The sequence below is a fragment of the Mycolicibacterium sp. 624 genome (assembly GCF_040548615.1).
Classification (GTDB): domain Bacteria; phylum Actinomycetota; class Actinomycetes; order Mycobacteriales; family Mycobacteriaceae; genus Mycobacterium.
Genome location: NZ_JBEPRZ010000005.1, coordinates 486,798 through 512,107, shown reverse-complemented (window position 1 = coordinate 512,107; position 25,310 = coordinate 486,798). Strand labels below are relative to the sequence as shown.

General features: G+C 66.9%; 22 protein-coding genes and 1 riboswitch. Of the genes, 9 read left to right on the top strand and 13 right to left on the bottom strand.

Features of this window, described 5'->3' with window-relative positions; translation table 11 throughout:
• Positions 1–8: 8 nt before the first annotated feature.
• Positions 9–1,496 (top strand): M28 family metallopeptidase, encoded by a 1,488-nt coding sequence (locus ABIA65_RS22115; RefSeq protein ID WP_354524899.1) that lies wholly within the window; start codon positions 9–11, stop codon positions 1,494–1,496.
• A complete protein-coding gene (locus tag ABIA65_RS22110; RefSeq protein ID WP_371746875.1) occupies positions 1,493–2,944 on the top strand; it encodes a M28 family peptidase in 1,452 nt (483 codons plus the stop codon). The genes ABIA65_RS22115 and ABIA65_RS22110 overlap by 4 nt, the downstream gene beginning before the upstream one ends.
• Here ABIA65_RS22110 and ABIA65_RS22105 read toward each other — a convergent pair.
• The 3 genes from ABIA65_RS22105 to ABIA65_RS22095 form a co-directional block, all read right to left on the bottom strand.
• Positions 2,934–3,461: an ATPase gene (locus ABIA65_RS22105; RefSeq protein WP_354524898.1), complete on the bottom strand. Its 528-nt coding sequence runs from the start codon at positions 3,459–3,461 to the stop codon at positions 2,934–2,936. The genes ABIA65_RS22110 and ABIA65_RS22105 overlap by 11 nt on opposite strands.
• Before the next feature lie 17 nt (positions 3,462–3,478).
• Positions 3,479–4,546, bottom strand: a complete 1,068-nt coding sequence (locus tag ABIA65_RS22100; protein WP_241401245.1) for a PucR family transcriptional regulator — start codon at positions 4,544–4,546, stop codon at positions 3,479–3,481.
• Positions 4,547–4,678: 132 nt separating this feature from the next.
• The gene (locus ABIA65_RS22095; protein ID WP_241401244.1) at positions 4,679–6,103 is read right to left on the bottom strand and encodes an APC family permease; all 1,425 of its coding nucleotides are present in this window, start codon (positions 6,101–6,103) and stop codon (positions 4,679–4,681) included.
• A gap of 227 nt (positions 6,104–6,330) precedes the next feature.
• Between ABIA65_RS22095 and ABIA65_RS22090 the strand changes: the two genes are divergently transcribed.
• The 3 genes from ABIA65_RS22090 to ABIA65_RS22080 are packed head-to-tail and all read left to right on the top strand — an operon-like array spanning position 6,331 to position 10,546.
• Positions 6,331–8,613, top strand: a complete 2,283-nt coding sequence (locus tag ABIA65_RS22090) for a propanediol/glycerol family dehydratase large subunit (protein WP_354524897.1) — start codon at positions 6,331–6,333, stop codon at positions 8,611–8,613.
• A complete protein-coding gene (locus tag ABIA65_RS22085) occupies positions 8,610–8,969 on the top strand; it encodes a diol dehydratase small subunit (protein WP_241401242.1) in 360 nt (119 codons plus the stop codon). The genes ABIA65_RS22090 and ABIA65_RS22085 overlap by 4 nt, the downstream gene beginning before the upstream one ends.
• Positions 8,966–10,546, top strand: a complete 1,581-nt coding sequence (locus ABIA65_RS22080) for a diol dehydratase reactivase ATPase-like domain-containing protein (RefSeq protein ID WP_354524896.1) — start codon at positions 8,966–8,968, stop codon at positions 10,544–10,546. Before ABIA65_RS22085 ends, ABIA65_RS22080 begins: the two co-directional genes overlap by 4 nt.
• A gap of 31 nt (positions 10,547–10,577) precedes the next feature.
• Here the strand turns inward: ABIA65_RS22080 and ABIA65_RS22075 are convergent, their stop codons facing one another.
• Positions 10,578–11,228 (bottom strand): TetR/AcrR family transcriptional regulator, encoded by a 651-nt coding sequence (locus ABIA65_RS22075; protein WP_354524895.1) that lies wholly within the window; start codon positions 11,226–11,228, stop codon positions 10,578–10,580.
• A 95-nt stretch (positions 11,229–11,323) separates the two neighbouring features.
• Here ABIA65_RS22075 and ABIA65_RS22070 point away from each other — a divergent pair, with 95 nt between their 5' ends.
• The 3 genes from ABIA65_RS22070 to ABIA65_RS22060 are packed head-to-tail and all read left to right on the top strand — an operon-like array spanning position 11,324 to position 14,801.
• Positions 11,324–12,898, top strand: coding sequence for a bifunctional 3-(3-hydroxy-phenyl)propionate/3-hydroxycinnamic acid hydroxylase (locus ABIA65_RS22070; protein WP_354524894.1), 1,575 nt, complete (start codon positions 11,324–11,326; stop codon positions 12,896–12,898).
• Complete coding sequence (locus ABIA65_RS22065) at positions 12,895–13,791, top strand: alpha/beta fold hydrolase (RefSeq protein WP_354524893.1); 897 nt, start codon at positions 12,895–12,897, stop codon at positions 13,789–13,791. Before ABIA65_RS22070 ends, ABIA65_RS22065 begins: the two co-directional genes overlap by 4 nt.
• Positions 13,788–14,801 (top strand): VOC family protein, encoded by a 1,014-nt coding sequence (locus ABIA65_RS22060; RefSeq protein WP_354524892.1) that lies wholly within the window; start codon positions 13,788–13,790, stop codon positions 14,799–14,801. Before ABIA65_RS22065 ends, ABIA65_RS22060 begins: the two co-directional genes overlap by 4 nt.
• A gap of 47 nt (positions 14,802–14,848) precedes the next feature.
• On the opposite strand, the gene ABIA65_RS22055 is transcribed toward ABIA65_RS22060, so the two are convergent.
• The 8 genes from ABIA65_RS22055 to thiC all read right to left on the bottom strand — a co-directional run bounded on the left by ABIA65_RS22055 (position 14,849) and on the right by thiC (position 22,921).
• Positions 14,849–16,159, bottom strand: coding sequence for a uracil-xanthine permease family protein (locus ABIA65_RS22055; protein ID WP_502919605.1), 1,311 nt, complete (start codon positions 16,157–16,159; stop codon positions 14,849–14,851).
• A 42-nt stretch (positions 16,160–16,201) separates the two neighbouring features.
• On the bottom strand, positions 16,202–17,347 hold the full coding sequence (locus ABIA65_RS22050) for an APC family permease (RefSeq protein WP_502919599.1): 1,146 nt from the start codon (positions 17,345–17,347) through the stop codon (positions 16,202–16,204).
• Positions 17,348–17,404: 57 nt separating this feature from the next.
• Positions 17,405–17,677: a DoxX-related protein gene (locus tag ABIA65_RS22045; protein ID WP_241401236.1), complete on the bottom strand. Its 273-nt coding sequence runs from the start codon at positions 17,675–17,677 to the stop codon at positions 17,405–17,407.
• Positions 17,678–17,693: 16 nt separating this feature from the next.
• Complete coding sequence (locus ABIA65_RS22040) at positions 17,694–19,178, bottom strand: flavin-containing monooxygenase (protein ID WP_354524891.1); 1,485 nt, start codon at positions 19,176–19,178, stop codon at positions 17,694–17,696.
• Positions 19,179–19,213: 35 nt separating this feature from the next.
• Positions 19,214–19,861: a septum formation family protein gene (locus ABIA65_RS22035; protein WP_354524890.1), complete on the bottom strand. Its 648-nt coding sequence runs from the start codon at positions 19,859–19,861 to the stop codon at positions 19,214–19,216.
• A 30-nt stretch (positions 19,862–19,891) separates the two neighbouring features.
• Entirely contained in the window at positions 19,892–20,506 is a 615-nt protein-coding gene (locus ABIA65_RS22030; RefSeq protein ID WP_354524889.1) for an alpha/beta hydrolase family protein, read from the bottom strand.
• Positions 20,496–21,338: a bifunctional hydroxymethylpyrimidine kinase/phosphomethylpyrimidine kinase gene (gene thiD, locus ABIA65_RS22025; protein WP_354524888.1), complete on the bottom strand. Its 843-nt coding sequence runs from the start codon at positions 21,336–21,338 to the stop codon at positions 20,496–20,498. The genes ABIA65_RS22030 and thiD overlap by 11 nt, the downstream gene beginning before the upstream one ends.
• Entirely contained in the window at positions 21,335–22,921 is a 1,587-nt protein-coding gene (gene thiC, locus ABIA65_RS22020; protein WP_354524887.1) for a phosphomethylpyrimidine synthase ThiC, read from the bottom strand. Before thiC ends, thiD begins: the two co-directional genes overlap by 4 nt.
• A riboswitch (TPP riboswitch) is annotated at positions 22,913–23,024 on the bottom strand. Its footprint overlaps the gene before it by 9 nt.
• A gap of 115 nt (positions 23,025–23,139) precedes the next feature.
• On the opposite strand from thiC, the gene ABIA65_RS22015 reads away from it, so the two are divergent.
• Entirely contained in the window at positions 23,140–24,897 is a 1,758-nt protein-coding gene (locus ABIA65_RS22015; RefSeq protein ID WP_354524886.1) for an MFS transporter, read from the top strand.
• Positions 24,898–24,907: 10 nt separating this feature from the next.
• Here ABIA65_RS22015 and ABIA65_RS22010 read toward each other — a convergent pair whose 3' ends face one another.
• Positions 24,908–25,294, bottom strand: a complete 387-nt coding sequence (locus ABIA65_RS22010) for a DUF7715 family protein (RefSeq protein WP_241401229.1) — start codon at positions 25,292–25,294, stop codon at positions 24,908–24,910.
• Positions 25,295–25,310: the final 16 nt, after the last annotated feature.

Below are 25,310 nucleotides of genomic sequence, written 5' to 3'. Positions count from 1 at the left end.
TGCGGCGAATGTCACGAACGGCACTGGTGGTCCTGACGGTTTCGGCAACGGTGCTCGCGGGGTGCGGCCGGTCCTCGGAACCTGAGCCGACCGGGGCGCCGTCCAATGAGGCCGCCCTGGAGTTCGCGACGCAGCAGCGGGACAAGGTGACCATCGATGCCATGATGGCGCACCTGGGCAAGCTGCAGGAGATCGCCGACGCCAACGACGGGAACCGGGCACTCGGCACGAAGGGCTACGCCGCCAGCGTCGACTACGTCGCGGGCACGTTGCGGGACAAGGGTTTCGACGTCACCACCGACGAGTTCGATGTGCGCCTGCCGTTCGCCGAGGAGCCGTCGGTGACGGTCGGCGGGGCAGGCGTCAAGGCGGCGCCACTCAACTACACCATCGGAACGCCGCCGCAGGGGCTGACCGCTCCGCTGGTGCCCGTCCGCGTCGAGGACACGCCGGGTTGTGAGCCCGTGGACTACGACGGTCTGCCGGTCGACGGTGCGATCGTGCTGGTCGATCGTGGGGCCTGCGCCTTCGGGATCAAACAACAGGTCGCCGCCGACCGCGGCGCCGTGGCGATGATCGTCGTGAACAACAGCGACGATGAGCAGTTCGGCGGCACGCTGGGCGAGGAAACCGACGTCAAGATTCCGGTGGTCGGTGTGACGAAGTCCGACGGCGCGCGCCTGCGTGAGAATCCGGGCACCACCACGATCAAGCTCAAGGCTGGTGTCAACGTGGAGCGCACCCGAAACGTGATCGCCCAGACCAAGACCGGTGCCACCGACAATGTCGTGATGGCGGGCGCACACCTGGACTCCGTGCCGGAGGGTCCCGGTATCAACGACAACGGCTCGGGCGTGGCTGCGCTGTTGGAGACCGCCGTGCAGTTGGGCAGCTCGCCGCCCGTGCGCAACGCGGTCAGATTCGGGTTCTGGGGTGCCGAGGAGATGGGCCTGGTCGGGTCCAACGAGTACATCGCCGGGCTCGATGTCGAGGAGCTCAAGGACATCGCGCTCTATCTCAACTTCGACATGCTCGGCTCGCCGAACCCCGGCTACTTCACCTACGACGGCAATCAGTCCACACCACCGCCCGCCAACGGCGTGCCACGCGTGCCAGAGGGTTCGGCGGGTATCGAGCGCACGCTAGTGGACTACCTCGACGGTGAGGACAAGACCGCGGAGGACACCGACTTCGACGGCCGCTCCGACTACGACGGGTTCACCCAGGCCGGTATCCCCGCCGGCGGCCTGTTCGCGGGTGCCGAGACGAAGAAGAGCAAGGAGGAGGCCGACCTGTGGGGCGGGCAGGCCGACCAGCCGTTCGACCCGAACTACCACAAGCCAGGTGACACCATCGAGAACATCGATCGCACCGCACTCGAAATCCAGGGTGGTGGAGTGGCATACACCGTCGGCCTCTACGCCCAGAATGAGACCGGTCGCAACGGCGTTCCGATCCGCGAGGACCGAGTCCGTCACGTGGTGACCGAGCCGTGACGCGTGCCGCCGCGGGCGGGCGTGCCGTCGCGCTGCTGACACTCGTGGCGCTGACCGTGGTGGCTGTGCTCGCGGCGTGCGGATCCTCAGCACCCGAGGCGGCCACCGACCCCACCGACCTGGCCGAGCAGGTCACCGTCGACGACATGTTCGGTCACCTACAGCGTCTGGCTGACGTCGCCGAGGCCAATGGCGACACCCGCGCCGACGGCACCGCGGGCTATGACGCCAGCGTCGAGTACGTCGCGGGCATATTGCGCGACAACGGATTCGATGTGACGACCCCGGAGTTCGACCGTCTCGTCGTCGCCGAACCGGGCAAGCCCATGTTGACCGTCGCGGGCCGCAGCCAGCCCGTGGATCAGGCGTCACTGCTCGTCAACACGCCCAAGGGTGGCCTGAGTGCGCCCACCCTGCGCCCGCGCAAGCCCGCGGGCTGCACCGCCGCCGACTACGGCGATGCGAACGTGCGCGGCGCGATCGCCGTCGTCGACGACCAAGGTTGCTCGGTCGTCGAGAAGCAGTCCGCCGCAACGGCGGAGGGTGCGGTGGGACTTCTCGTCGTCAGCGACTCCGGGACCCAGGGGCTGTTCACCCCCGGCTACTACCAGCAGCTCAAAGCGCCGGTCGCGGTGATCGGCCGCGATGTCGATGCGCAGCTGCGCCGGACCAGCGCGCCGGTACGCCTCGTTCTCGATGCGCGCGCGGGCACCGTCACGTCGCGAAACATCGTGGCGCAGACCAAGACCGGTGATCAGCACAACGTCGTCGTGGCGGGTGCGCACCTGGACTCGCCGGTGCGCAGCCCCGGCCTCAACGACAACGGTTCGGGTGTGGCCGCCGTGCTGGCGACCGCTGTCGCGCTTGGGGGTTCACCGCAGGTCACCAACGCCGTGCGGTTCGCGTTCTTCGGCGCGGGGGAGGTGGGCGGAGAGGGATCGCGCAACTACGTCGAGAGCCTCGGGCGCGAGGGCCTGTCTGATGTCGCGCTGTACCTGGACTTCGACATGCTTGGCTCGCGCAACGCCGGCTACTTCACCTACGACGGCGACCAGTCGGGGCTGGCGAATCCCGACGTACCCGCGGCGTCCGTCCCGAAGGGTTCCGCGGGTATCGAGCGCACGCTGGCGGGCTACCTGAACCTCGCGGGTATCCGCCCCGCCGACTCGCCACTTGGCCTGACCGGTGACTACAGCCCGTTCCTCACCGCCGGGGTGCCGATCGGCGGGCTCACCACCTGGGTCCCCGGGCGCAAGACCGAAGTGCAGGCGCGACTGTGGGGAGGACAGGCGGGCAAGCCGTTCGATCCCGCGTACCGCACACCGCACGACACCATCGCCAACATCAACCGCGAGGCGCTGGGCGTCACCGGCCCGGCGGTGGCCTATGTCATCGGCACCTACGCGAAGTCGACCGACGGTGTGAACGGCGTACCGGCTAGGGGCTGACCCGCCAGCCCGTGATGTCGATGACGTCTGCGGCGACTTCGGCGACCGAGCGATTGTCGGTGGCGATTCGATGAGCCCAGTCTGCAGCGCCGAGCTCCAGCAAGCCAGCCGCCCTCTCGCTGGATGTGAGGTGGTGATCCAGGGTTGAGCCAATCTCGCGCTGGCCCAGACGTTCTCGGGCTGTGGCGTCGGTACAGGTGAGCAGAACGGCGACGACCCTTGGGTTGTCGCCCATCGCGGTGGTCAGTCGTTCGATCACGTCGGGCAGCACGCTGACGGTATTGGTGTAGATCATGCGGTGATATCCGAGCGCTCGGTAGTTTCCCCACATCGCTGCGAGGTTGCGTTCGGCGAGGTCGTGCTCGAATGGCGACGGGTGGGCCATGTCGAGGAAGTCGCCCTCTATCAGAGAGTGCGTGACGCCGGCAGCGCTCAACTGGGCATGTATCTCGAAACCGACAGTGGTCTTGCCCGTGCCGGAGCGCCCACCGATGAACAGCGCTTCGGTGGTCAGCACCGCTCACGAGACGGCGATCACGAGACTGTGCGCCCCTCATCGATCTGGTGGACGCGAACGCTCACCTCCAGATGGAAGCGGTCCGCGGGATTCTTGAGCGAGAGACCCGTGAGTTCCTCGATGAGCTTGATCCGGTACAGCAGGGAGTGCCGGTTCAGGTACAGCGCTCTGGCAGCCGCGCTGATGTTCGTGGCCTCATTGAGCAGGATCTCCAAGGTGTGGACGAGCTGCCCGCGGCGTGTCCTGTCGTAGTCGACGAGCGGCTGCAGGGTCTGCAGGATCGTCGCCATACTCCGTGGATCCTGCCTGAGCACCTCGGCGAACTGCCGCGGATCCACCGGGCCATCGGGTGTGGACGACGGCACCGACGCTGGCACTGTGACGGTCTGGCCGTGCGCAGGTGGGAGCAGCACCCAACTCACGAGGTTCTCCGGAATGCCGCTGAGTCGCTGGGCAGACGCGATCAATCCGGACACCGTGGACGCCGACAGGGCGGCGGAGAAATGACACATCACGAGGTCGTCGGTCACAGACGATCGGACCGTCACACCGGCCGCGCGCGCCAACTCGTGGAGCGCCTTGACGAAGGGGTCGGCGAATTCTTCCCAACCGCCGGCGTTCCGGCCGCCCGCGTCACCTTCGCGGCGTCCGATGGCCATCTCCACCTGTGCGCCGGGAACCGATGGGGTCAACAGTGGTAGCAGGCTCTTCTGAACATCGGCGAAGGCTATCTCCCATGGCAGGAGCACCACCGGGAACTCATGGCGATCAGCGAGCGCGACCAGCGAGCTGAGGAGATCGCGGACAGTGCCGGCAGCGAGTTCGGGTGGAGGGCTGATTATCAACCCGGCGGCCGGGGAGGCCACGAGATAGGCGAGGAACTCCCGTACATCGGCTTGCCGAATGTCGGCGTCGGTGGTCAACACGAGGTCGTGAGCACGCACGAAGGACTCGGCTGGCGCGTGGATGATGTCGACCCACAGCACCTCACGGGTCAAACCTCGGTGCCCGGCTATGACCGAGCCCTGGTCCAGTGGCGGAACGGTCAAGGCCGCCGCCACACTCAGCGGCGAGTCCCGAGCCATGTCGCACCTTCTCCTGCCCAACCCCTTTGCCCCGTTTGGTCGCTCCCTTAAAGAGAAACCGCGGCGGAGCGCTGACTCCGCCTGATCGACGGTATCAGCGCTCCGCAGTGGTGTGCGCGCAGGCGATCGGGGCTAGGCCAGGTCCTCAGTCGATCGTCGGCTCAGCAGCATGCCCAGCCCCAGGAGCAACAGCGGCATCACACCGAATATCCAGGCCAGGGTGGGGGAGCCACCCACGACCAGGGTCAGGTTCGACACGACCAGCACCAGGGCCGCGGCCAGCGCGAGTGTGGCGATCGATGCCAGCACCACGATGCGCGTCGAGCCACCGCGGCGGGTGAAGAAGATCACGACCGAGACCGTCGTCATCAGCCACAGGATTGCCAGCGCCAGGATTCCGAGGCCGCCGAGCGGGCCGAAGATCTGCAGCACCGGGTCCAGCTGAAGCGCGGCGAGCACAGCCATGATCACGAACGACAAGACGCTGATCAGAATCGACGCGTTCGCAGGTGAGCCGTGGCGCCCGTGGACATCACCGAAGCGCTTCGGCAGCACGCCGCTCTTACCCAGTACGAACGCGTAGCGGGCACTGATGTTGTGGAATGCCAACGCGCAGGCGAACACGCTGATGAACCAGAAGCCGGTGGTGAGATCGCGCCCCAGCATGCCGAGGTACTGCTGGGCGGTGTTCACCATGAAGTTGTCGGGATCATCCTTGGCCGCCTGGATGGCGTCCGGGCCGCCGTTGCCCTCGATGAGGGCCCAGCTCGAGAAGGCGTAGAAGCTGGCCACGATCCCCACAGCCCAGTAGGTGGCGCGGGGGACGGTGCGGTCCGGGTCCTTGGCCTCGTCCCGGAAGACGGCGGTCGCCTCGACACCGACGAAGCCCCACAGTGCGTACAGCAGGGCGATCGAGAACCCACCGGCGATGCCCTGAGGGGTGAAGGAGTCGCCAGTGATGCCCTGCTCGCCACCCCGGAGGACGATGACCAGGTCGAGGACGACCAGGATGGCCACCTCGGAGACCAGGAAGATGCCGAGAACCTTGGCACTGAGGTCGATGTCGCGGTAGCCCAGCCACCCGACGATCGCGAGCACCACTCCCGTCAGCAACCACCAGGGGATGGCCGGTCCGCCGAATCGCTCGATGAAGCCGGCGAGGATCACACCGTCGTACGCCGCTACGCCGAGCAGCGTGCACATGTACGCCGGAAGTGCGAGCACGGCGGCGCCGGTCCCGGCTGCACGGCCGAGTCCCTTCTGGATGTATGCGTAGAACGCGCCGGTGTTCGTGACGTACTTCGACATCGCCACGAAACTCCCCGCGAACAGCAGGAAGATGGCACCCGCGACCAGGAACGCGACGGGGATGCCCGTGGTATTGCCGAGCACCATCCCGATCGGCACGTTTCCGCCGATCGTTGACAGCGGTGCCGCAGCGGCCACGACCATGAGGACGATTGCGGGGACACCGAGATTTCCCCGCAATTTTCCGGAACGGTCGTCCGGAGACGGTGCGCGGGCGCGTGTGTCGTCCGCGTCGACAACCTCAGACATGGGCTGATCCTCCTCTGCCAGCGGAACCGCATATCGCCGGCTCCATCGAATTCCGGGCAAGTCTGCGAGAAGGACACGCAATCTGCCAGAGCGGTCCAGCACTTTCCAACACCTTGTTGTAGGCCAGGTCACACAGGGGCCGAAGACTGGCATCCCCGTCACACACATTGTTGGAACCTCGGCACGCGTCGTTGTCTCGCCACGGCGTTCAGTCGATGCTGGGCGCCATGCATCTGAGCAGCACTGAGATCGAACAGGACCACCGGCTGGGACGCATTCGGGTGTTGGACGAGCAGCGCGTCAACCTCGACGGGTTCGCCGAGGCGGACCCGGAACTGGGAATGATCTCGCATCTCTCGCCGCACGACCCGGAACCGTCCTGGGTCGTCGCCGAGGACGGCACCGTGCTGGAGATGGACTCGACCGCGGCCGCAGACTTCGACACGATCGACGAGTTCATCGTGCGATACGCCGTCGACCACGCCGAGGCTCCCCGGTCGATGGCGATGAGTGAGGTCGATCTGGCTCGGCTGATCGTCGACTCGAGCGTGCCCCGCGAGGATGTGCTGGCTGTCTGTGCGGGCCTCACCCCGGCCAAGATGGCCCGGGTTGTCGCGATGTTGCAGCCCGTCGAGATCCAGATGGCGATGATGAAGATGCGCTCTCGTCGGACTCCCGCCAACCAGGCCCATGTCACCAATCGCCTCGATGATCCATTGCTGATCGCGGCCGACGCGGCCACGGCCGTGGTCTACGGCTTCCGGGAACTGGAGGCGACGGTCCCGGTTCTCGACGATGCCCCAGCCGTCGCCGTGGGACTGCTGATCGGCTCGCAGGTGCCCGCCCCCGGCGCGCTGACGCAGTGCTCGGTCGAGGAGGCCCGTGAACTGGAGCTGGGCGTGCGCGGTTTGGTCTCCTACGCCGAGACGGTTTCGGTCTACGGCACCGAGCAGGTCTTCACCGACGGTGATGACACCCCGTGGTCGAAGGCGTTCCTGACGTCGTCCTACGCCTCCCGCGGGATCAAGATGCGGCTGTCCAGCGGGGCGGGCTCAGAGGTGCTCATGGGGCAGGCCGAGCGCAAGTCGATGAACTACCTGGAGTCTCGGTGTGTGGCCCTGGCCAAGGGCATCGGAGCACAGGGCGTGCAGAACGGCGGTATCGACGGTGCAGGCATCACGGCGTCGGTGCCAGGCGGCGTCCGAGAGCTGATCGCCGAGAACCTCATGGTCATGCTCCGTGGGCTCGAGTCCTGCAGCGGCAACGACAGTTTGATGTCCGAGTCCACGATGCGCCGGACCAGCAGGACGTTGCCGGTGCTGCTGTCCGGGTCGGACTTCATCTTCTCCGGATTCGGCTCGGTTGCGGCCTACGACAACATGTTCGGACCATCGAACTTCAACGCCAGCGATCTTGACGACTACCTCGTCCTGCAGCGCGACTGGGGTGTCGATGGTGGCTTGCGGTCGGTCGATCCGACCACTCTGGAGTCGATGCGCCGGCAGGCCGCCGAAGCCACTCGTGCGGTCTTCGAGTACCTGGGTCTCGCGGACTTCGATGACGAACATGTGGAAGCCGTTGTCGGAGCAGCTGGTTCGAAGGACCTGCCGCAGACCGACGGTGTGAAGGTGCTGAGTGCGGCCAGGATGATCGAGCAGTCGGGTCTCACGGTGCTCGACGTAGTCGGTGCGCTCGCCGAGACCGGCTTCGGAGACATCGCCGATCGGGTTCTGGGCATGGCCACGGCCCGGGTCGCCGGTGACTACCTGCAGACCGCCGCGATCTTCGACGAGGAGATGAACGTGCTGTCGGCGTTGACGGATCCCAATGACTACCGCGGGCCGGGCACGGGGTACCGGCCGACGCCCGAGCGTCAGGCCCAGATCGACGCCGTGCGGCAGGCGCGGTCGGTAGCCGACCTCGTCAGGGAACAGGCGACCTTCGCCCGGCCTGACCGCCTGGTGGACGTTGGTCCGGCCGGGGTCGGCGAGGATCCGCGGGAGGTCGTCATCGGTGTCTCACCCGCGTTCGGTACCAAGCTGTTTCGTGCCCTCTCGGGTCTGACCATCTACGACGTGCTCGACCAGATTCTCGCAGGCCTCGAGGAGGAACACTGCGTGGCGCGGCTGGTTCGCATCACCGACAGCATCGACCTCGGCGCGATCGGGAAGTCCGCGGCCCAACTGTCCGGGTCCGGAATCTCGGTCGGACTACAGGCCAAGGGCACCACGATCATTCACCGTCGCGACCTGACTCCGTTGGCGAACCTCGAACTGCTCAGCATCGCGCCGCTGATCACCCCGGAGATGTATCGGTTGATCGGCATCAATGCCGGCAGGCACGCCAAGGGCACGACACCCGCCCCGATGCGCAACGCCTACACCGAGGAGGCGATCACCGCTCGATACCACACCCAGGTCGTTTCCATGGTTGCCATCGAACGGGGGCAGTTCGCACCCCGCACAGGCGATGAGGGCAGCACGCACGTCGAAATGGAGTACACGCGATGACCATCACCTCACACTCGGGTCGCAGCATCAGCGAGGTGACCGTCGAGGCAGCCCGCTCCGGCGATCTGACTCTGGACGACATCCGGATCAGCCGGGAGACGCTGCTGGCTCAGGCGGACACCGCGCAGCGCAGCGGCTCGCTTCAGTTGGCGATGAACCTCCGCCGTGCGGCCGAGATGACCGCACTGAGTTCCGAGGACATGCTCGCGGCGTATGAGGCGCTGCGACCGGGACGCTCCACGTTCGCCGAACTGGAGGAGCTGGCGCAGCGGCTTGCCGACCAAAAGGCGGACACCTGCGCGGAATTCGTGCGTGAGGCCGCCTCGGTGTATCGGCGGCGCGGCCTGCTGCGATGACCATCTGGGCCGGAGTCGACATCGGTAACGCCACCACCGAGGTGGTCCTCTGCGGCGGGGCCGACGGGCTCGACGTGCTTGCCAGCGCCCGCACTCCGACGCGCGGTGGCAAGGGATCAGTGCGGGCCGTGCAGGGCGCCGCGCAGCTCGCACGCCGGCTGGCTGACACTCGTGGACTGGTGATCGACCGCGCCGCGTTCGCTCCGACCCCGCCTGTGCACTCGACAGTCGGACGCGTCCAACTGGAGACCCGCAGAACCGGGCGGCTCACCATCGCCACCCGGTCGGCGGCGACCACCGCGGGTGACGCCGCAGGCGTCGGTGCCCCGGTGCCGGTCGAACACCTCGGCCACACCGACCGCGACCGTCCGATAGTCGCCTGCGCGACCCGGGAGTGGGGCTACCTCGAGGTGGCGCACCTGGTGAATGCGGCAGTCGAGGACGGCAGAAACGTGGTCGCGGTGTTGACGGCGAACGACGAGGCCGTGCTGGTGTCCAACCGGCTGCGGACTGCCCTGCCGGTGATCGACGATATCGACGTGGGCCCGCTGATGTCGGCAGCACTGGTCGCGGTCGAGGTGCGCGACGGACTGGCGCCGCTTCAGAAGCTCACCGACCCGTTCTGGCTCGCCGACGTTTTCGGCCTGCACGACGGCGAACGCGTCGACGCCCGCGTTATCGCCGACCAGCTCTTCGACAGCGCGTGCGCGGTGGTGTACCTCGATGGCACCTCACCGGCGCACGACTCGTCGCCGCGGGAGGTCGAGCAGCCCGCCATGCCGTCAGGGGCCCAGGACGATCAGCGCTACGTCGTTCACCTGGCCGACATTGCGGCGCAGGCCAACTCGCGCCGCGGGTCGGTCGTGGTCGACAGCCTCGTGATGGCCGCGATGGGTGGCGGGGAGGAACCACCCGCCGACGCCGATGCTCTCGGCAGCGCACTTGGGGTTCCGGTGACGCAGATCGACTCGGAGGCTGCCGCGGCGCGTGTCGGCGCGCTCACCACACCGGGTGTCACGTCCGACGTCGTCGTCGTGGACGTCGGCGGGGGGACCGTCGACGTCGTCACCGAGGGTTCCCGCGTCGTCCTGCCAGGTGCGGGGCAGCTCCTCACCACGGCCACCGCCACCGCACTGGAGATCTCCAGGAGCGCCGCTGAGTATGCGAAACGCGCGGAGGCGGTCACCGCAGTCACACCCCAGCTCGTCGAGGACGAGCACGGTCGGCGACAGTTCCTCGACAAGCCGATCGACGGCCGGTGCACGGGATGGCTGCTGACATCTGCGCCGAGTGGTCTGCTGCCGTTCACGTCGGGGCTCTCCGGCGCGGAATGGCGCAGTTGGCGTCTAGCGGCCAAGCGGCTCGTCATCGGCGGCAACGTGATGCGGGGTGTCGAGCAGGTCGCCCCCGGCGCGGCCGGGGTTCTGCTGGTCGGTGGCGGAGCCAGCGACGACGAACTGGTCCGGGCGGTCAGCGAACAGCTGGGCCACGAGGTCACCGTCGGGCGTGGCAACGTGTGCGGGCAGCTGGGCCATCGTTTCGCCGTGGCGTACGGGCTCGTCGTACTGGCCGCCTGAACACCCGCGCGTACTTTGAACCAACTGTGCGTCAAGGCGATTGGGATGAGTTATCCGTGATCATACGTACCGCAGTGTCGTAGAGGGCTTGGCCGTGCATGGTGAACAGCGGAAGGAGGTCGACGCTGTCGCCGCCGATTTCCTTGGCGATGAACAGACCGTCTGCCCCCGCGATCGCGTAGGTTGCCAGCTGCTGCACCTGCTCGCGGGACAGGCTCGGTGCGATTTCATAGATGCTGGTCGTTAGGGCCTGGAGTGCTTGGTCTCTGACCTGAACGAACATCGCCCGGGCTCGTGGTTCGACCGGTCGGCGCTCCAGCGCCAGCATTAGTCCGAGTCGCAGGAAATCCGGGGAGTCCAGCACCGCTTTCGCGGTACGCACGGCCACCTCGATCATTCGGTCTCGTTCTACAACGTCCTCGGGCAGCTCCCAAATCGCCAGCCAGTTCTGGAAGCTGCGTTCGATGACGGCCGCGATCAGGTCGTCCTTGTCCTTGAAGTGCCAGTAGATGGAACTGGCGGGCAGGCCGCACTTCGCGCTCACGGCGCCGATGCTGGTGCCCTCGTAACCGCGCTCGGCCGCGATCTCGGTGGCGGCATCGAGGATGCGATTGCGTGAGAGTTCGCCGTCGGCGCGGCGCTGACGGCGCTTGGGCTCTTCATCGTTGATCTTCTTGGCCATGAGATTCCTGCCTCTTGACTCCGTAGTGATCGCTACAATACCGTAGCGATCACTACGGAACAAGTGCCGGGGCCATCGATGGATGAGAGACAGCTATGAGTGACGACTCGACCTATGACGTGGCGATCGTCGGTTACGGGCCGGTCGGCGCCACCGCGGCCAACCTGTTGGGCCAGATGGGGCTCAATGTCGTGGTGGTGGAGCGCGATCCCGACATCTATTTCCGCGCCCGTGCGATCTCCACCGACGAGGAGGTGGTCCGCATCTGGCAGCAGGTCGGGCTGGCAGATCGGCTCAACGCCGACATGCAGCCCGGCGCAGGGGCCAACTTCGTCGATGCCGACGGCGTGCCCTTTGTGTCGCTGCTGCCCATCGACAGAGGTAACGGGCACCCACCACAGCAGTTCATCTATCAGCCCGCGGTCGACAGGGTCCTGCGGGAAGGGGTTGACCGCTTCCCCAACGTGTCGACCCTGCTCGGACACGAGTGCCTGCGCGTCGTCCAGCACCCAGCCTGTGTCGAGTTGATGCTCGCCGACCTCACCCGCGACGACTTCAAACGGATCCGCGCATCCTATGTGATCGCCGCTGACGGCGGATCGAGTTCCGTCCGCGGGCAATTGGGTATCGGTTTCGGCGGCCGGACCTTCCACGAGCGCTGGATCGTGATCGACACCAAGGTGCTCAACGAGTGGCCCGGCCATGACCAGCTTCGGTTCCACTGCAACCCCGAGCGGCCCACCGTCGACTGCCCCACTCCGCTCGGGCACCACCGCTGGGAATTCCCGGTGCACGACGAGGAAGACGAGAAGGATCTGCTCACTGACGGCGCGATCTGGAGCGTGCTCGACGGTCAGGGCATCACCCGAGCGAACGTCGAGATCCTCGGCTTCGCCTGCTACAGCCACCACGTCCGGTTCGCCGACCGGTGGCGGGTGGGCGGGGTGTTCCTGGCCGGGGACGCAGCGCACGCAATGCCACCGTGGATCGGGCAGGGCATGTGCGCCGGTGTGCGTGACGTGGCGAACCTGTGCTGGAAACTTGGCGCTGTTCTGGCCGGGTCACTGCCAGAATCGGTGCTCGACACCTACCAGGCCGAGCGGCTACCGCATGTCATGGAAGTCACCAATCGGACGGTCAAAACCGGCAAGCTCATCATCGAGCGCAGTCCTTGGCGGGCCGCAGTGCGCAACCACTTCTTCCGCACCGCGAGCAAGGTGCCCTTCTTCACCACCTGGCTACGCGAGCATCGTTGGCTTCCCGATGCGCGCTATCGCGATGGGCTGCTGGCGCGCAACGGCAACGGCGCCGTCGGCTGGCTGATCCCGCAACCGTGGGTCACCGATGAAAAAGGCGATCGGGTGCGTTTCGATGACGTCATCGGCGGGCGGTGGACGGTGCTGCACACTGGTCCGGCCGCCCCGGGGCAGGTTTGGCGGTCAGCCGGTGTGCCCGTCGTCAGAATCGCCCCGCCGGGTAGCGCGCCCGCCGCTGATTGCATCGTCGACCGCGACGGAACACTGACCCGCTGGCTCGACAAGAAGAAGGCGTCCTCCGTGGCCGTGCGGCCCGACGGATTTGTGTACGCCGCCGGCGGCGACCAACCGCTGCCCCCGCCACCGACCGGATTCACCGCCGCCCCGGTTCGCCAAGTGAAGGACGAAGTATGACCAACGACAGCATGCCCAATGACCGCTCAACGCCAGTGGTTTCTGAGTCCACTGTGCGCGTCAGGGGCGCCCAGATCTTCGTCACCGACACAGGCGGAAGTGCCCCGCCCGTGGTTTTGCTGCACGGCGGCGGGCCCGGCGCGTCCGGGACATCGAACTACTCGCGCAACATCGACGCACTCGCACAGTCCCACCGCGTCATCGTGCCGGACATGCCCGGCTACGGGCGCTCGGCCAAGGGCGTCGACCATGCCGATCCGTTCGGCTATCTCGCCGACAGCATCCGCGGTCTGCTCGACGAAATGGGTATCGAGACAGCGCATCTGATCGGCAACTCCTATGGTGGCGCTGCGGCGCTGCGCCTGGCCCTGGACACGCCGCACCGCGTCTGCAGGCTCGTCTTGATGGGCCCAGGCGGAATCGGCACCACACGCGGCCTCCCCACCGACGGACTCAAGAGCCTGTTGTCCTACTACGGCGGTGAGGGCCCGAGCCGCGAAAAGCTGGCAGCGTTCATCCGCACCTACCTGGTCTACGACGGCGCTGCGGTACCCGACGAACTGATCGACCTGCGCTACCAGGCCTCGATCGATCCGGAGGTGGTGGCCAACCCGCCGCTGCGCCGCCCTTCGGGCTTGCGCACCCTGTGGCGCATGGATCTGACGCGTGACAAGCGGTTGCGTCGGCTTGCGACGCCGACGCTGGTGTTGTGGGGTCGCGACGACAAGGTCAACCGCCCATCCGGTGGGCCACTTCTGCTGAACCTGATGCCCAATGCCGAACTGGTCATGACCTCGCGCACCGGCCACTGGATGCAGTGGGAACGCGCCGAACTGTTCAATCAGCTCGTCGCCGACTTCTTGGGCGCCGACTCCAAGCTGGTCAACTCGTGACCGCGCCCACCGTCTCGGTGTTCGGCAAGGTCCAGCTCGGCTACCTCGTGATCGAGACCGAGAAGTTCTCCGAATGGCGACGTTTCGGCCGCGACGCCATCGGCATGCACCTCGACGAGACCCTGCCTGACGTCATGCGGTTTCGTCTCGACGACAATGAATGCCGCTTCCTGTTGCAGCGCGGCCCCGCCGAGGACACCACCGCTCTCGGATGGCAACTCGACGACCATGCCACCCTGGACGCCATCGAGGCCCGCATCAAGGCGCACGGCGTTCCGGTCAGCGAAGGCTCCACCGAAGAGGCCGCGCTGCGAGGCGTGGAGCGCCTCGTCCGATTCCCCGGACCCAACGGCTTGGCCCAGGAGATGTACGTGAAGGCCCGCAAGGCATCTGAACCCTTGCGCCTAGCCGTGCGGTGCGGATTCGTCACCGGCGAGCACGGGATGGGCCACGTGGCCATCGCGACCAAGAAGCCTCACCAGATGCGCGGCTACTACAGCACCGTGTTCGACGCGCGGCTCACTGACTACATCGACGAGACGATCAGCGGCCTGAAGTTCAAGATCCGTTTCCTGCGGGTCAACGAACGCCATCACACCGTCGCGATTGCGGCCGTGAACAGATTGCCAATCAACCCGATCCGCACCAAGATCCAGCATTGCAATGTCCAGGTCGCCGAGCTCGACGACATGACAGCCTCGTATCAGCGGGTCAAGGAACTTGGCTTCGGTATAGCCCTGTCGGTCGGCCAACACACCAACGACAGGGAGCTGTCCTTCTACGCACTGAGCCCGTCAGGTTTCGAGTGGGAACTTGGTTGGAACCCGATCGTCGTCGACGAAACGACCTGGGAGCCAACCACTCACCAGGGCATCAGCATCTGGGGCCACACCCCGGAAGGGCAGACGATCATCGACATATTCGACCGATTCAAGGCCGGCGCACAATCGGTACTGCACGCTGAATACAGCGTTCCGGCGTTGGCCGGCTCCGGCATCGCCGACGTGTGAACGGGAAGCGGCTGACGAGGACTTCGCGTGCGACGCAGCCGGCACCATCACCCAGAAACCGATTCGCCCGCCGCCGGCTGCCGCGTTGCCGCCGTGCGATCAGAGCTGCGGAAGCCCAACAGCCGCATACCGTGATACACCAGCAGCGCAGCGATGGATCCGAGCGCGATACCGGTGAACGTCAGATCCCCAGCGGTCCAGGTGAAGTCGGCGATGCCGATGATCAGGGGGATGGCCGCCGTCATCTGGTTGACCGGCAGGCTGAAGTCGACGTGATTGGTCAGCCAGATCCGGATACCCAGCACGCCGACCAGGCCGTACAACACGATGGTGGCGCCACCCAGCACGCCCGGTGGGATCGCCGAGATCAGCGCGCCGATCTTCGGGCACATCGCCAGCACGATCGCGACGAGGGCCGCGACCCAGTACGCCGCGGTCGAGTACACGCGCGTGGCGGCCATGACGCCGATGTTCTCGGCGTAGGTGGTGGTGGCCGTTCCGCCACCGAACCCCGCGAGTGTGGTGGCCACGCCGTCGGCGGCCAGCGCGCGACCGATCAGCGGATCGGTGTCGGTGTTCGTCATCTGGCCGACCGACTTGACGTGCCCGATGTTCTCGGCGATCAGCGCGATCACCGCGGGCAGGAACAGTGGCAACACCGCCCAGGTGAAGGTCGGCGTCTGGAACTCGGGCAGCCCCACCCACGGCGCGGCACTTATCGCGGCCCGCGCGGCCTCGTCGACGCCACCCAGTAGCCAGGCCAACACGTATCCGATGACGACGGCCAGGAATATCGCCAGCCTGCCGATGATGCCGCGGAAGAACGCCAACGTGGCGACCAGCAGCACCAGCGTGACGATGCCGACCACGGGGCCCTTCTCGAAGTTCTGTTTCGCGACGGGCGCGAGGTTGAAGCCGATCAGCGCGACGACGGCGCCCGTCACAACCGGTGGAAGTGCGACGTTGAGCCAATGCGTGCCGACCAGGTGGACGATGACGCCGATGACGATCAGCGTCAGACCAAGGGCCACCAGGCCGCCGAGCGCGCTGCCCGCGCCGTTCGAGCCGACCGCGGCGATCACCGGTGAGATCACGGCGAAGCTGGACCCCAGATAGCTCGGCAGCCGGTTGCCGGTGATGATCAGGAATAGCACCGTGCCGAGGCCGGAGAACAGCAGCGTCGTGGCGGGCGGGAACCCGGTGAGCACCGGCACCAGGAACGTGGCGCCGAACATCGCGACCACGTGCTGGGCGCCTATGCCTATCGTGCGGGGCCAGCTGAGCCGTTCGTCGGGCGCGACGACCGCCGCGTCATGCGGGACGGCCTTCCAGGTGAGTGCTGATTTGGCAGGAATCACAAGCACGAACTACACACCATTGGGCGCTGTGGCGCAGCCCAATCACCGGCGCAGGCCGTACACCGCGGCGCTGAGCACGAGCACCGCGACACCTGCCAGCACCGAGGTCGCAGGCAACGTCACCGCGAGCACCACGCATCCGATGGTCCCGAGCACGGGAATCAGCTTGCGTCCCAACGTGAACGCGGCCGCATTGGCTATCGCGTAGTACACCAGCACCGCGAACGACGAGAATCCGATGGCCGTGCGCACGTCGGCCACCGCGGCGAGCCCGGCCACCACGACTCCCACCGCGATCTCGGCGCGGTACGGACTGTCGAACCGGTCGTGCACCACTGCCAGCGAACTCGGCAGGTGCCTGTCACGCGACATCGCCAGAACCGTGCGCGAGACACCGAGGATGAGCGCGAGAAGCGCCCCCAACGCGGCGATCGCAGCACCAACCCGCACCACCGGTACCAGCCCGGGTAGTCCGGCGGCCGCAACGGCGTCGGCCAGTGGCGCGGTGGCCGACGACAGTGTCGTGCCACCCAGCTGGGCGAGCACCACGACGGCAACCACTGCATACACCACCAGCGCGATGGCCAGCGCGAGCGCGATGGCCCGCGGGATGGTGCGGGCCGGATCGCGAACCTCCTCACCGAGGGTGGCGATCCGCGCGTACCCGGCGAAGGCGAAGAACAGCAGACCCGCCGCCTGCAGAATGCCGAACGCACTGGCGTCGTCGCCGAGCGCGAGCCGGCCTGCGTCCACGTCGCCGGACCCGAGGATCGCCACGATCACGGTGCACAGCACGGCGAGCACGGCGACCACGATCACCCGGGTGAGAAGCGCCGACTTCTGTACGCCCGCAACGTTGACCGCGGTCAGCGCCAGCACGACGGCCACCGCGACCTCGTGCGCGTGCCCGGGCCACACGTAGTAGCCGACCGTCAGCGCCATCGCCGCACACGACGCTGTCTTGCCGACGATGAAACTCGCACCCGCGGTGTAGCCCCAGAACGGACCGAGACGCTCCCGGCCGTAGACATAGGTGCCACCGGACTGCGGGTAGAGCGCCGCCAGTCGCGCCGACGACGTCGCGTTGCAATAGGCGACGAAGGCGGCGATCGCCAGGCCCAGCAGCAGACCCGAGCCCGCCGCGGCGGCCGCGGGCGCGAGCACCACGAAGATGCCCGCGCCGAGCATCGCCCCGAGTCCGACGACTACCGCGTCAGCGGTGCCGAGAGTGCGCTTCAGGAGATGTCAGCGATTGCGAACGGAGTTCACGGCCAGGTAGGCGACATAGCCAACCGTGCCGAGAACCGCCAGCTTGCGGGTCTTCGGCACCAGGAGACCGACACCGATCGCGGTCTCGATACCGCCGTTGGTCTTGATGTGCCGCTCGGTGTCACGCGGGAACGCCGACTTCGTGATGCCCTCGAACAGCTGCGGGCGGACGAAGTGCGCGATACCCGCACCCGCCACCGACAGACCGACGAGCGTGGCCGCTGTGGAGTTCTTCGAATCTTGAGGCACTGGGCTCTCTTTCTGGTCAGGCAATCCGGTAATCACTGAGCGGGAACGCCGAGGCTTCCCTGACCGCCGACTCTGTCGACGACGGACGAAGCAGCGTGGGCTCTCCCGCGGGGTTGAAGTAGTACGAATTCGCGCTCGCACAGTTGCCGATGGTGAACAGCGAGTCGCCGAGCAGCTCGGTCATCCGGTCCAGGAACGCGGTGTTCGCCTCCTCGGTGACCTCGAATGTCGTCGCCCCGCGCCTCTTCACCTCGGTGAAGAGCCTGTCCATGAGCCGCATCTGGTACTCCATGGTGTTGAAGAAGTTCAACCCGAGGAACGCATAGGGGCTGGCCAGGCTCAGGTAGTTCGGGAAGTACGGCATCGACACGCCCTGGTAGGCCTGGAACCGGGTGTCCCGCCACCACTTTCCCAGATCACGGCCCTCGCGGCCGATGACCTCGATGGCGGGGAAGTTGGCCTCCCACAGGTCGAAGCCCGTGGCCAGGACCAGGGTGTCGATGGTGACCTTGGCGCCGTCCTTGCCGACGATGCCGTCGGCCACGATGTGATCGATGCCCGCATCCTGAAGGTGCACGTGCGGCTTGGTGAAGGCGCGGTAGTAGCCGTTGCTGAACGTCGGTCGCTTGCAACCGAAGTCGTAGTCCGGCGTCAGCCGGCGCCGCAGCTCCTTGTCACGGATGGAGAAGAACCGGTGCACCTTCGACAGATCGGCGGCGGCGACGTTGAGCCGCGAGAACTGGCGGTGCCGCAGCACCGCGGTGTTGATCATCACCTCGTAGATCGAGTCGGTGAGCCAGCGCAGCGCCCGTTGCGTGAACGGAACACGTGCGAACAACCGCTTGGCCCGCTCGCCGAAGCGGATGTCGATCTTGGGCACCACCCAGATCGGGGTGCGCTGGTACACCGTGAGATCCGCTGCGCGCTTGGCGAGTTGGGGGATGAGCTGAACCGCGGTGGCGCCCGTGCCGATCACGGCGATGCGCCGCCCGGTGGCATCGAAGTCATCCTCCCAATCGGTGGTGTGGATGACCTTGCCCTCGAAGCTCTCGATGCCCGGAATGTCGGGAACCTTTGGCTGGGAGAGGAAGCCGGTCGCGGTGAGCAGATAGCGGGCGGTCAGCGTGTCCCCGCCGGCCAGCGCGATACGCCACAGCGACGCCTCCTCGTCCCAGCGGGCGCCCTCGACAACGGTGCCAAAGCGCATGTGGGTTCGGACGTCGTACTTGTCGGCGACGTCGTCCGCGTACTGCTTGATCTCGGGTCCAGGGGTGAACAGCCGTGACCAGTTCGGGTTGGGCTCGAAGAAGTACGAGTACGTGGTGGTGGGCACGTCGACGGCAAGGCCGGGGTAGTGGTTGACGTACCAGGTACCGCCGAGGTCGTCCTCGCGTTCGAGGATGACGAAGTCATTCATGCCCAACCGCTTGAGCTGGATGGCTGCGCCGATGCCTGCGAACCCGGCGCCGACGATTACTGCGTCGTGATGCTCGGTAGACATGGCTAGACGGTACCAGGGGTATCGGATAGCACTTCTTACTCCTTGAGGGTGCCGGTGCGCTTGGGTTCCAGCGTTGCGATGCACGTCACGGCGCGATCGCCGGCGTCCCATGTCTCCTGTGTCGGGTACAGCACATAGACGCCGACGGAGTCGTCGAGCATGGCCTCGGGTGAGTAGGAGGCCAGCTCGTCGGGGCACTTGGACTGCCACTCGTCGATGGTCTCGGCACCCGGGTAGTCACCGTCGGGCATGGTGAGCACCGAGTACACCTCGCCGCCGTGCGGCTCGGCGCAGTCCACCGTGGGCAGCGAGACGACCCGCGCGGCCGTGGGCACGTCGGCAATGCAGCTCCCGACCTCGACGTCGGTCGCGATGACCCGGTCATTGCCGACCACGATGCCGACGACGGCCAGGACGGCCAACCCGACAAGGGCGAGCACGCCGACTATCACCACGGCGATGATGAGGCCCTTCTTCGACTTCTTGGGCGGTTGCTGCGGGTACCCGGGCTGGCCGTAGGGCTGGCCGTACTGCGGCTGCTGATAGGGCATGGGAGGCGGGGGTGGGTAGTTGCCCGGCGGCGGTGGTGGATAGCTGCCCGGAGGAGGCGGAGGTGGCGGGGCAGACTGGGCTGGGGGTTGGGCCCCGTAGGGCTGATTCGGGTCTCCCGTGGGCCACGTCATCCCCGGAAGATAGCAGGCTTGCCGCGCAGCTCACGCAAGCAATCGCAGGGCGGCGTCCACCGCAAGCGCGGGCACGTCGAGCGTCTTGGAACCCAGGTCGTGGCGAGCGCCCGTGATCTCGACGATCTCGGTGGGCGCCGGGATGAGTCCGGCCGCATCACGCAGTTCGTCGATGGTGCCGAACGGGTCCGATGTGCCGTGGGTGAACACCGTGGGTGCGGCGATCCGCGGCAGGTGTTCGGTGCGGGCGCGCTCGGGCTTGCCGGGCGGGTGCAGGGGATAGGACGACAACGCCAGCACGTCCACCGCGAGCCCGTCGGCCACCGCCATTGAGGTCATGCGCCCGCCGTAGGAATGGCCACCCGCGATGACGCGGCCACCGGCCAGCCCGCGAGCCAGCTCGACGGCCTCGACGATGCCCTCCTGATCGGCCTTGGCCGAACCCGAGGGCGGTCCCTTCGGCCTGCGTCGCCGGTAGGGCAGGTCGTAGCGGATGGCCAGCCAGCCGCGGCGGGCCCACTCGTCGCACAGCTTCACCAGCAGCGCGCCGTCGCGGTTGCCGCCCGCGCCGTGGGTGAGCACGACGGCGCCGTGCACGTCGCCGACGGGCGCGTGGGCAATGCCTGCGATGGCGTCAAGACTCATGATGGGCAGTCAACCTGAAGAGTGCCGATACCGGACCATGACCGTGTCCCAACGGGTATGCCGCGCGCAGGCATTCGGTGACCCACTGCTTGCCGAACGCCACCGCGTCGGGCACCTGGTATCCGTGTGCGAGCGCGCTGGCCGTTGCCGCCGCAAGGGTGTCGCCTGCGCCGTGGTCATGGCCGGTGGGGATGCGTTCGGCGTCGAACTCGTAGAAGTCGGTGCCGTCGAACAGGAGATCGGGGCTGTGCGCCGACGACCGCAGGTGCCCGCCCTTGACCAGTGCCCAGCGGGGCCCGAGATCGTGGAGCGCGCGCGCCGCGTCACGCTGGGATGCGGTGTCGACGACCTCGATGCCGGTGATGAGCAGGACCTCGTCGAGGTTGGGCGTGACGAGGGTGGCGATCGGGAACAGCTCGTTGCGCAGCGCGTCGAGCGCCGACGGGTGCAGCAGCGGGTCGCCGTGCATCGACGCGCACACCGGGTCGACCACGAGCGGCGCGGTGACCTCCAGGCTGCGCCAGGTCTGCGCGACGGTCGTGATGATCTCCGAGGAGGCCAGCATTCCCGTCTTGGCGGCCTGGATGCCGATATCGCTGACGACCGCCTCCATCTGGCCGCTTATGACATCGAGCGGGATCTCGTGAAAGCCCTTGACGCCCACCGAGTTCTGCACTGTCACCGCCACCACGGTCACGCATCCGTGCACACCGAGCATCGCGAACGTGCGCATGTCTGCCTGGATGCCCGCACCGCCGCCGGAGTCGGACCCGGCGATGGTCATCACCCGAGCCGGGGTCTGACCGGGCGGCGTCAGTGGCAGATAGTTCATGACGTCAAGGGTAGATAGACGCGGTTGCCGTTCTGCGCGAACTCCTCGGATTTGCTCGCCATCCCCAACTCGTAGGCCTCGCGGATATCGGCGGTGATGCGCATGGAGCAGAACTTCGGGCCGCACATGGAGCAGAAGTGCGCGGTCTTGGCCGGGGCGGCGGGCAGTGTCTCGTCGTGGAACTCGCGCGCGGTGTCGGGATCCAGAGACAGCGCGAACTGGTCGTACCAACGAAACTCGAAGCGCGCCTTGGACAGTGCGTTATCCCGATTCTGGGCATGCGGATGACCCTTGGCGAGGTCGGCGGCGTGGGCGGCGATCTTGTACGCGATCACGCCGTCCTTGACGTCCTTGCGGTCGGGTAGTCCGAGGTGCTCCTTGGGCGTGACGTAGCACAGCATGGCGGTGCCGGCCTGCGCGATGATGGCGGCGCCGATGGCGGAGGTGATGTGGTCGTAGCCCGGCGCGATGTCGGTGGTCAACGGCCCCAGTGTGTAGAACGGCGCCTCGTCGCAGAGTTCCTCCTCGAGGCGCACGTTCTCGACGATCTTGTGCATCGGCACGTGGCCGGGGCCCTCGATCATCACCTGCACGCCATGGCTCTTCGCGATCGCGGTCAGCTCGCCGAGCGTGCGCAGTTCGGCGAACTGCGCCTCGTCGTTGGCATCGGCGATCGAGCCCGGCCGCAGGCCGTCGCCCAGGGAGAAGGTCACGTCGTAGCGGGCCAGGATCTCGCACAGCTCCGCGAAGTTCGTGTACAGGAACGACTCGGTGTGATGCGCCAGGCACCAGGCGGCCATGATGGCTCCGCCGCGGGACACGATGCCGGTGACCCGGTTGACCGTCAGCGGGATGTAGCGCAGCAGCACCCCCGCGTGCACCGTCATGTAGTCGACACCCTGCTCGCACTGCTCGATCACGGTGTCGCGGTACACCTCCCAGGTGAGCTTGGTCGGGTCGCCGTCGACCTTCTCGAGAGCCTGATAGATCGGCACGGTGCCGACCGGGACGGGGGAGTTGCGCAGGATCCACTCTCGGGTCAGGTGGATATCGCGGCCGGTGGACAGGTCCATGATGGTGTCGGCGCCCCACCGGGTGGCCCACACCATCTTGTCGACCTCCTCGGCCACCGACGACGTCACGGCCGAGTTGCCGATGTTGGCGTTGACCTTGACCGAGAACGCCTTGCCGATGATCATCGGCTCGCTCTCGGGATGGTTGTGGTTGGCCGGGATCACGGCGCGGCCGCGGGCCACCTCGTCGCGCACCAGCGTGGCGGGCACGCTCTCGCGCTCCGCGATGAAGGCCATCTCCGCGGTGATCTCCCCGGCGCGGGCACGCTGCAACTGGGTGCCGCGGTCGGCGACGACGCCGGGCCGTGGCGCCAGCCCGGCGGTGAGGTCGATCACCGCGGACTCATCGGTGTACGGACCGGACGTGTCGTACAGGTCCAGGTGGTCACCGTCGGTCAGGTGCACCCGCCGGAACGGCACCCGGGCCCCGTCGGGCAGCTCGCGGTAGACCTTCGAACTGCCGGTGATGGGGCCCGTGGTCACGGTTGAACTAGAAATGGACAGACTCATCTACTCATCTCCCTACGCCGGCATTACCCGGTCAGGTTCGTACGGTCGACGGCCCGCTAGCCGTCCTCTCAGCGCACTTGGGTGCGCTCCCGTGTGTGGACGCTGCCCAACGTACCCCAACGGTTTGACCCCGGCCCGGCGGAATACGAATTGCCGGGAGATCTTTTGTATAGCTAACATATGTGTTTTGAGTATCTAGATGCGAAAAGCGATGGCTGATGACGACTGAGATCGAATTGGCGAAGGCCCGTGCCGACGCCGAACAGGCCGAGACCGCAAATCGGCGCAGCCGGATGGATCACGACCACCCCTCCTACAAGTGGATCGTGCTGTCCAACACCACGCTTGGCACACTTCTGGCCACCGTCAACGCGTCGATCGTGCTGATCTCGCTGCCCGCGATCTTCCGCGGTATCGGGCTCAACCCGCTGTCGTCGGGCAACGTGAGCTACCTGCTGTGGATGCTGATGGGCTATCTCGTCGTCACCGCGGTGCTGGTGGTGCCATTCGGCCGACTCGGCGACATGTTCGGCCGGGTGCGCATCTACAACCTGGGCTTCGTCGTCTTCACCGTGGCGGCCGTCGCGCTGTCCTTCGACCCGTTCCACCTCGGCGGGGGAGCGGTGTGGCTCATCGGCTGGCGGGTCATCCAGGGTGTCGGCGGCGCGATGCTCATGGCGTCCTCGTCGGCGATCCTCACCGATGCGTTCCCGGCCAACCAGCGCGGTATGGCGCTCGGGGTGAACATGGTGGCGGCCGTGGCCGGGTCATTCCTGGGCCTTCTGATCGGCGGATTCCTGTCCGAGTGGCACTGGCAGGCCATCTTCTGGGTCGGCGTGCCGATCGGCATCGTCGGCACCATCTGGAGTTACCGCTCGCTCAAGGAACTCGGCGTGCGGTCAACTGGTCGGCTGGACTGGGCGGGCACGCTGTCCTTCGGCATCGGTCTGACGGTGCTGCTGATCGGCATCACCTACGGCATCCAGCCCTACGGGGCGTCCTCCACCGGGTGGACAAGCCCGTGGGTGATGGGTTCGATCGGCTTCGGGTTGGCGGCCCTGGTGGCGTTCGTCTTCATCGAGTTGCGGGTGGCCGCGCCGATGGTGGACATGAGGCTGTTCCGCTCGGCGGCGTTCGGCATGGGAAACCTGGCCGGCCTGATGTCGTCGGTGGGCCGCGGTGGCCTGCAGTTCATGCTCATCATCTGGCTGCAGGGCATCTGGCTTCCCCTGCGCGGCTATGAGTTCGAGTCCACGCCGCTGTGGGCGGCGGTCTACATGCTTCCGGTCACGGTCGGGTTCCTGATCGCCGGGCCGGTCGCGGGCTCGCTGTCGGACCGCTACGGGGCACGACCTTTCACGGTCGGCGGCATGATCCTGATGGCGGCGTCATTCGTTGCGCTGGTGTTGATTCCCGTGGACTTCGACTACTGGGTGTTCGCCGTGCTGATATTCCTCAACGGTCTCGGTGGCGGCATCTTCACCGCACCCAACACCGCGGCCATCATGTCGAGCGTGCCCGCCTCGCAGCGCGGTGCCGCATCGGGCGTGCGCGCCACGTTCTTCAACGCGGGATCCTCGCTGTCGATCGGAATCTTCTTCTCGCTCATGATCGTCGGGCTCGCTGGCACGCTGCCGACGGCGCTCAGCGCGGGCCTGCAGGAGCAGGGCGTGTCAGCAGCGGTCGCCCACGATGTGGCCAACCTGCCACCCGTTGGCAGCCTGTTCGCGGCCTTCCTGGGCTACAACCCGATCGCCGAGCTGTTGGAGCCCTATGGCGCGCTGCACCAGCCGGGGGTCGACGCCGAGACGCTGACCGGTCAGACGTTCTTCCCGCACCTGATCGCCGAGCCGTTCCACTCCGGTCTTGTGGTGGTGTTCATCGCGGCCGCCGTGATGATGGTGATCGGTGCCATCGCCTCGATGTTCAGCTCCGGCAAGTACGCCACCGCGCCGGGCGCCGACAACGAGTCCTAGTGAGAGCCGCCTAGCCCGCGGTCCTGACCGCCCGCACCAGGAAGCCGTCGAGTCGGCGGCCGATGACGGTGCCGACGGGAAGTTCGTCTGCGACGGCCAGGTTGTCGTCGGCGACCTCCTCGGCCCACTCGATGGGCCAGCCCCCGTCGACGAGGCTGGTCGAGAACGCCAGGACGACGTCAGCGCGGCTCAGCTCCGAATCCACCACGGCGGCGGTGGTGGTGGCCCGGTGTGATGCCGCACCCGCGAACCCCCGGCCGCATCCACAGGGGCTTTCGGGATTGTTGTGGTCCCTCGCGCAGGGCTCCTGAATCCACACCAACTCGCCCTCGACGCAGTAGTGGTAGTCGTCTGCCTCCATGCCCTGGGTGAGTTGCGTGGCGACGAGAATCTTCATTGGTTGCCTCCCCTTT

Bases quoted from the DNA above. Each gene is read 5' to 3' on its own strand.
- ABIA65_RS22115 (WP_354524899.1), top strand. From the start codon at position 9: ATGTCACGAACGGCACTGGTGGTCCTGACGGTTTCGGCAACGGTGCTC.
- ABIA65_RS22100 (WP_241401245.1), bottom strand. From the start codon at position 4,546: ATGGCTCGGGACTCGCCGCTGAGTGTGGCGGCGGCCTTGACCGTTCCG.
- ABIA65_RS22095 (WP_241401244.1), bottom strand. From the start codon at position 6,103: ATGTCTGAGGTTGTCGACGCGGACGACACACGCGCCCGCGCACCGTCT.
- ABIA65_RS22090 (WP_354524897.1), top strand. From the start codon at position 6,331: ATGCATCTGAGCAGCACTGAGATCGAACAGGACCACCGGCTGGGACGC.
- ABIA65_RS22085 (WP_241401242.1), top strand. From the start codon at position 8,610: ATGACCATCACCTCACACTCGGGTCGCAGCATCAGCGAGGTGACCGTC.
- ABIA65_RS22080 (WP_354524896.1), top strand. From the start codon at position 8,966: ATGACCATCTGGGCCGGAGTCGACATCGGTAACGCCACCACCGAGGTG.
- ABIA65_RS22075 (WP_354524895.1), bottom strand. From the start codon at position 11,228: ATGGCCAAGAAGATCAACGATGAAGAGCCCAAGCGCCGTCAGCGCCGC.
- ABIA65_RS22070 (WP_354524894.1), top strand. From the start codon at position 11,324: ATGAGTGACGACTCGACCTATGACGTGGCGATCGTCGGTTACGGGCCG.
- ABIA65_RS22065 (WP_354524893.1), top strand. From the start codon at position 12,895: ATGACCAACGACAGCATGCCCAATGACCGCTCAACGCCAGTGGTTTCT.
- ABIA65_RS22050 (WP_502919599.1), bottom strand. From the start codon at position 17,347: ATGCTCGGCGCGGGCATCTTCGTGGTGCTCGCGCCCGCGGCCGCCGCG.
- ABIA65_RS22040 (WP_354524891.1), bottom strand. From the start codon at position 19,178: ATGTCTACCGAGCATCACGACGCAGTAATCGTCGGCGCCGGGTTCGCA.
- ABIA65_RS22035 (WP_354524890.1), bottom strand. From the start codon at position 19,861: ATGACGTGGCCCACGGGAGACCCGAATCAGCCCTACGGGGCCCAACCC.
- ABIA65_RS22030 (WP_354524889.1), bottom strand. From the start codon at position 20,506: ATGAGTCTTGACGCCATCGCAGGCATTGCCCACGCGCCCGTCGGCGAC.
- thiD (WP_354524888.1), bottom strand. From the start codon at position 21,338: ATGAACTATCTGCCACTGACGCCGCCCGGTCAGACCCCGGCTCGGGTG.
- thiC (WP_354524887.1), bottom strand. From the start codon at position 22,921: ATGAGTCTGTCCATTTCTAGTTCAACCGTGACCACGGGCCCCATCACC.
- ABIA65_RS22015 (WP_354524886.1), top strand. From the start codon at position 23,140: ATGACGACTGAGATCGAATTGGCGAAGGCCCGTGCCGACGCCGAACAG.
- ABIA65_RS22010 (WP_241401229.1), bottom strand. From the start codon at position 25,294: ATGAAGATTCTCGTCGCCACGCAACTCACCCAGGGCATGGAGGCAGAC.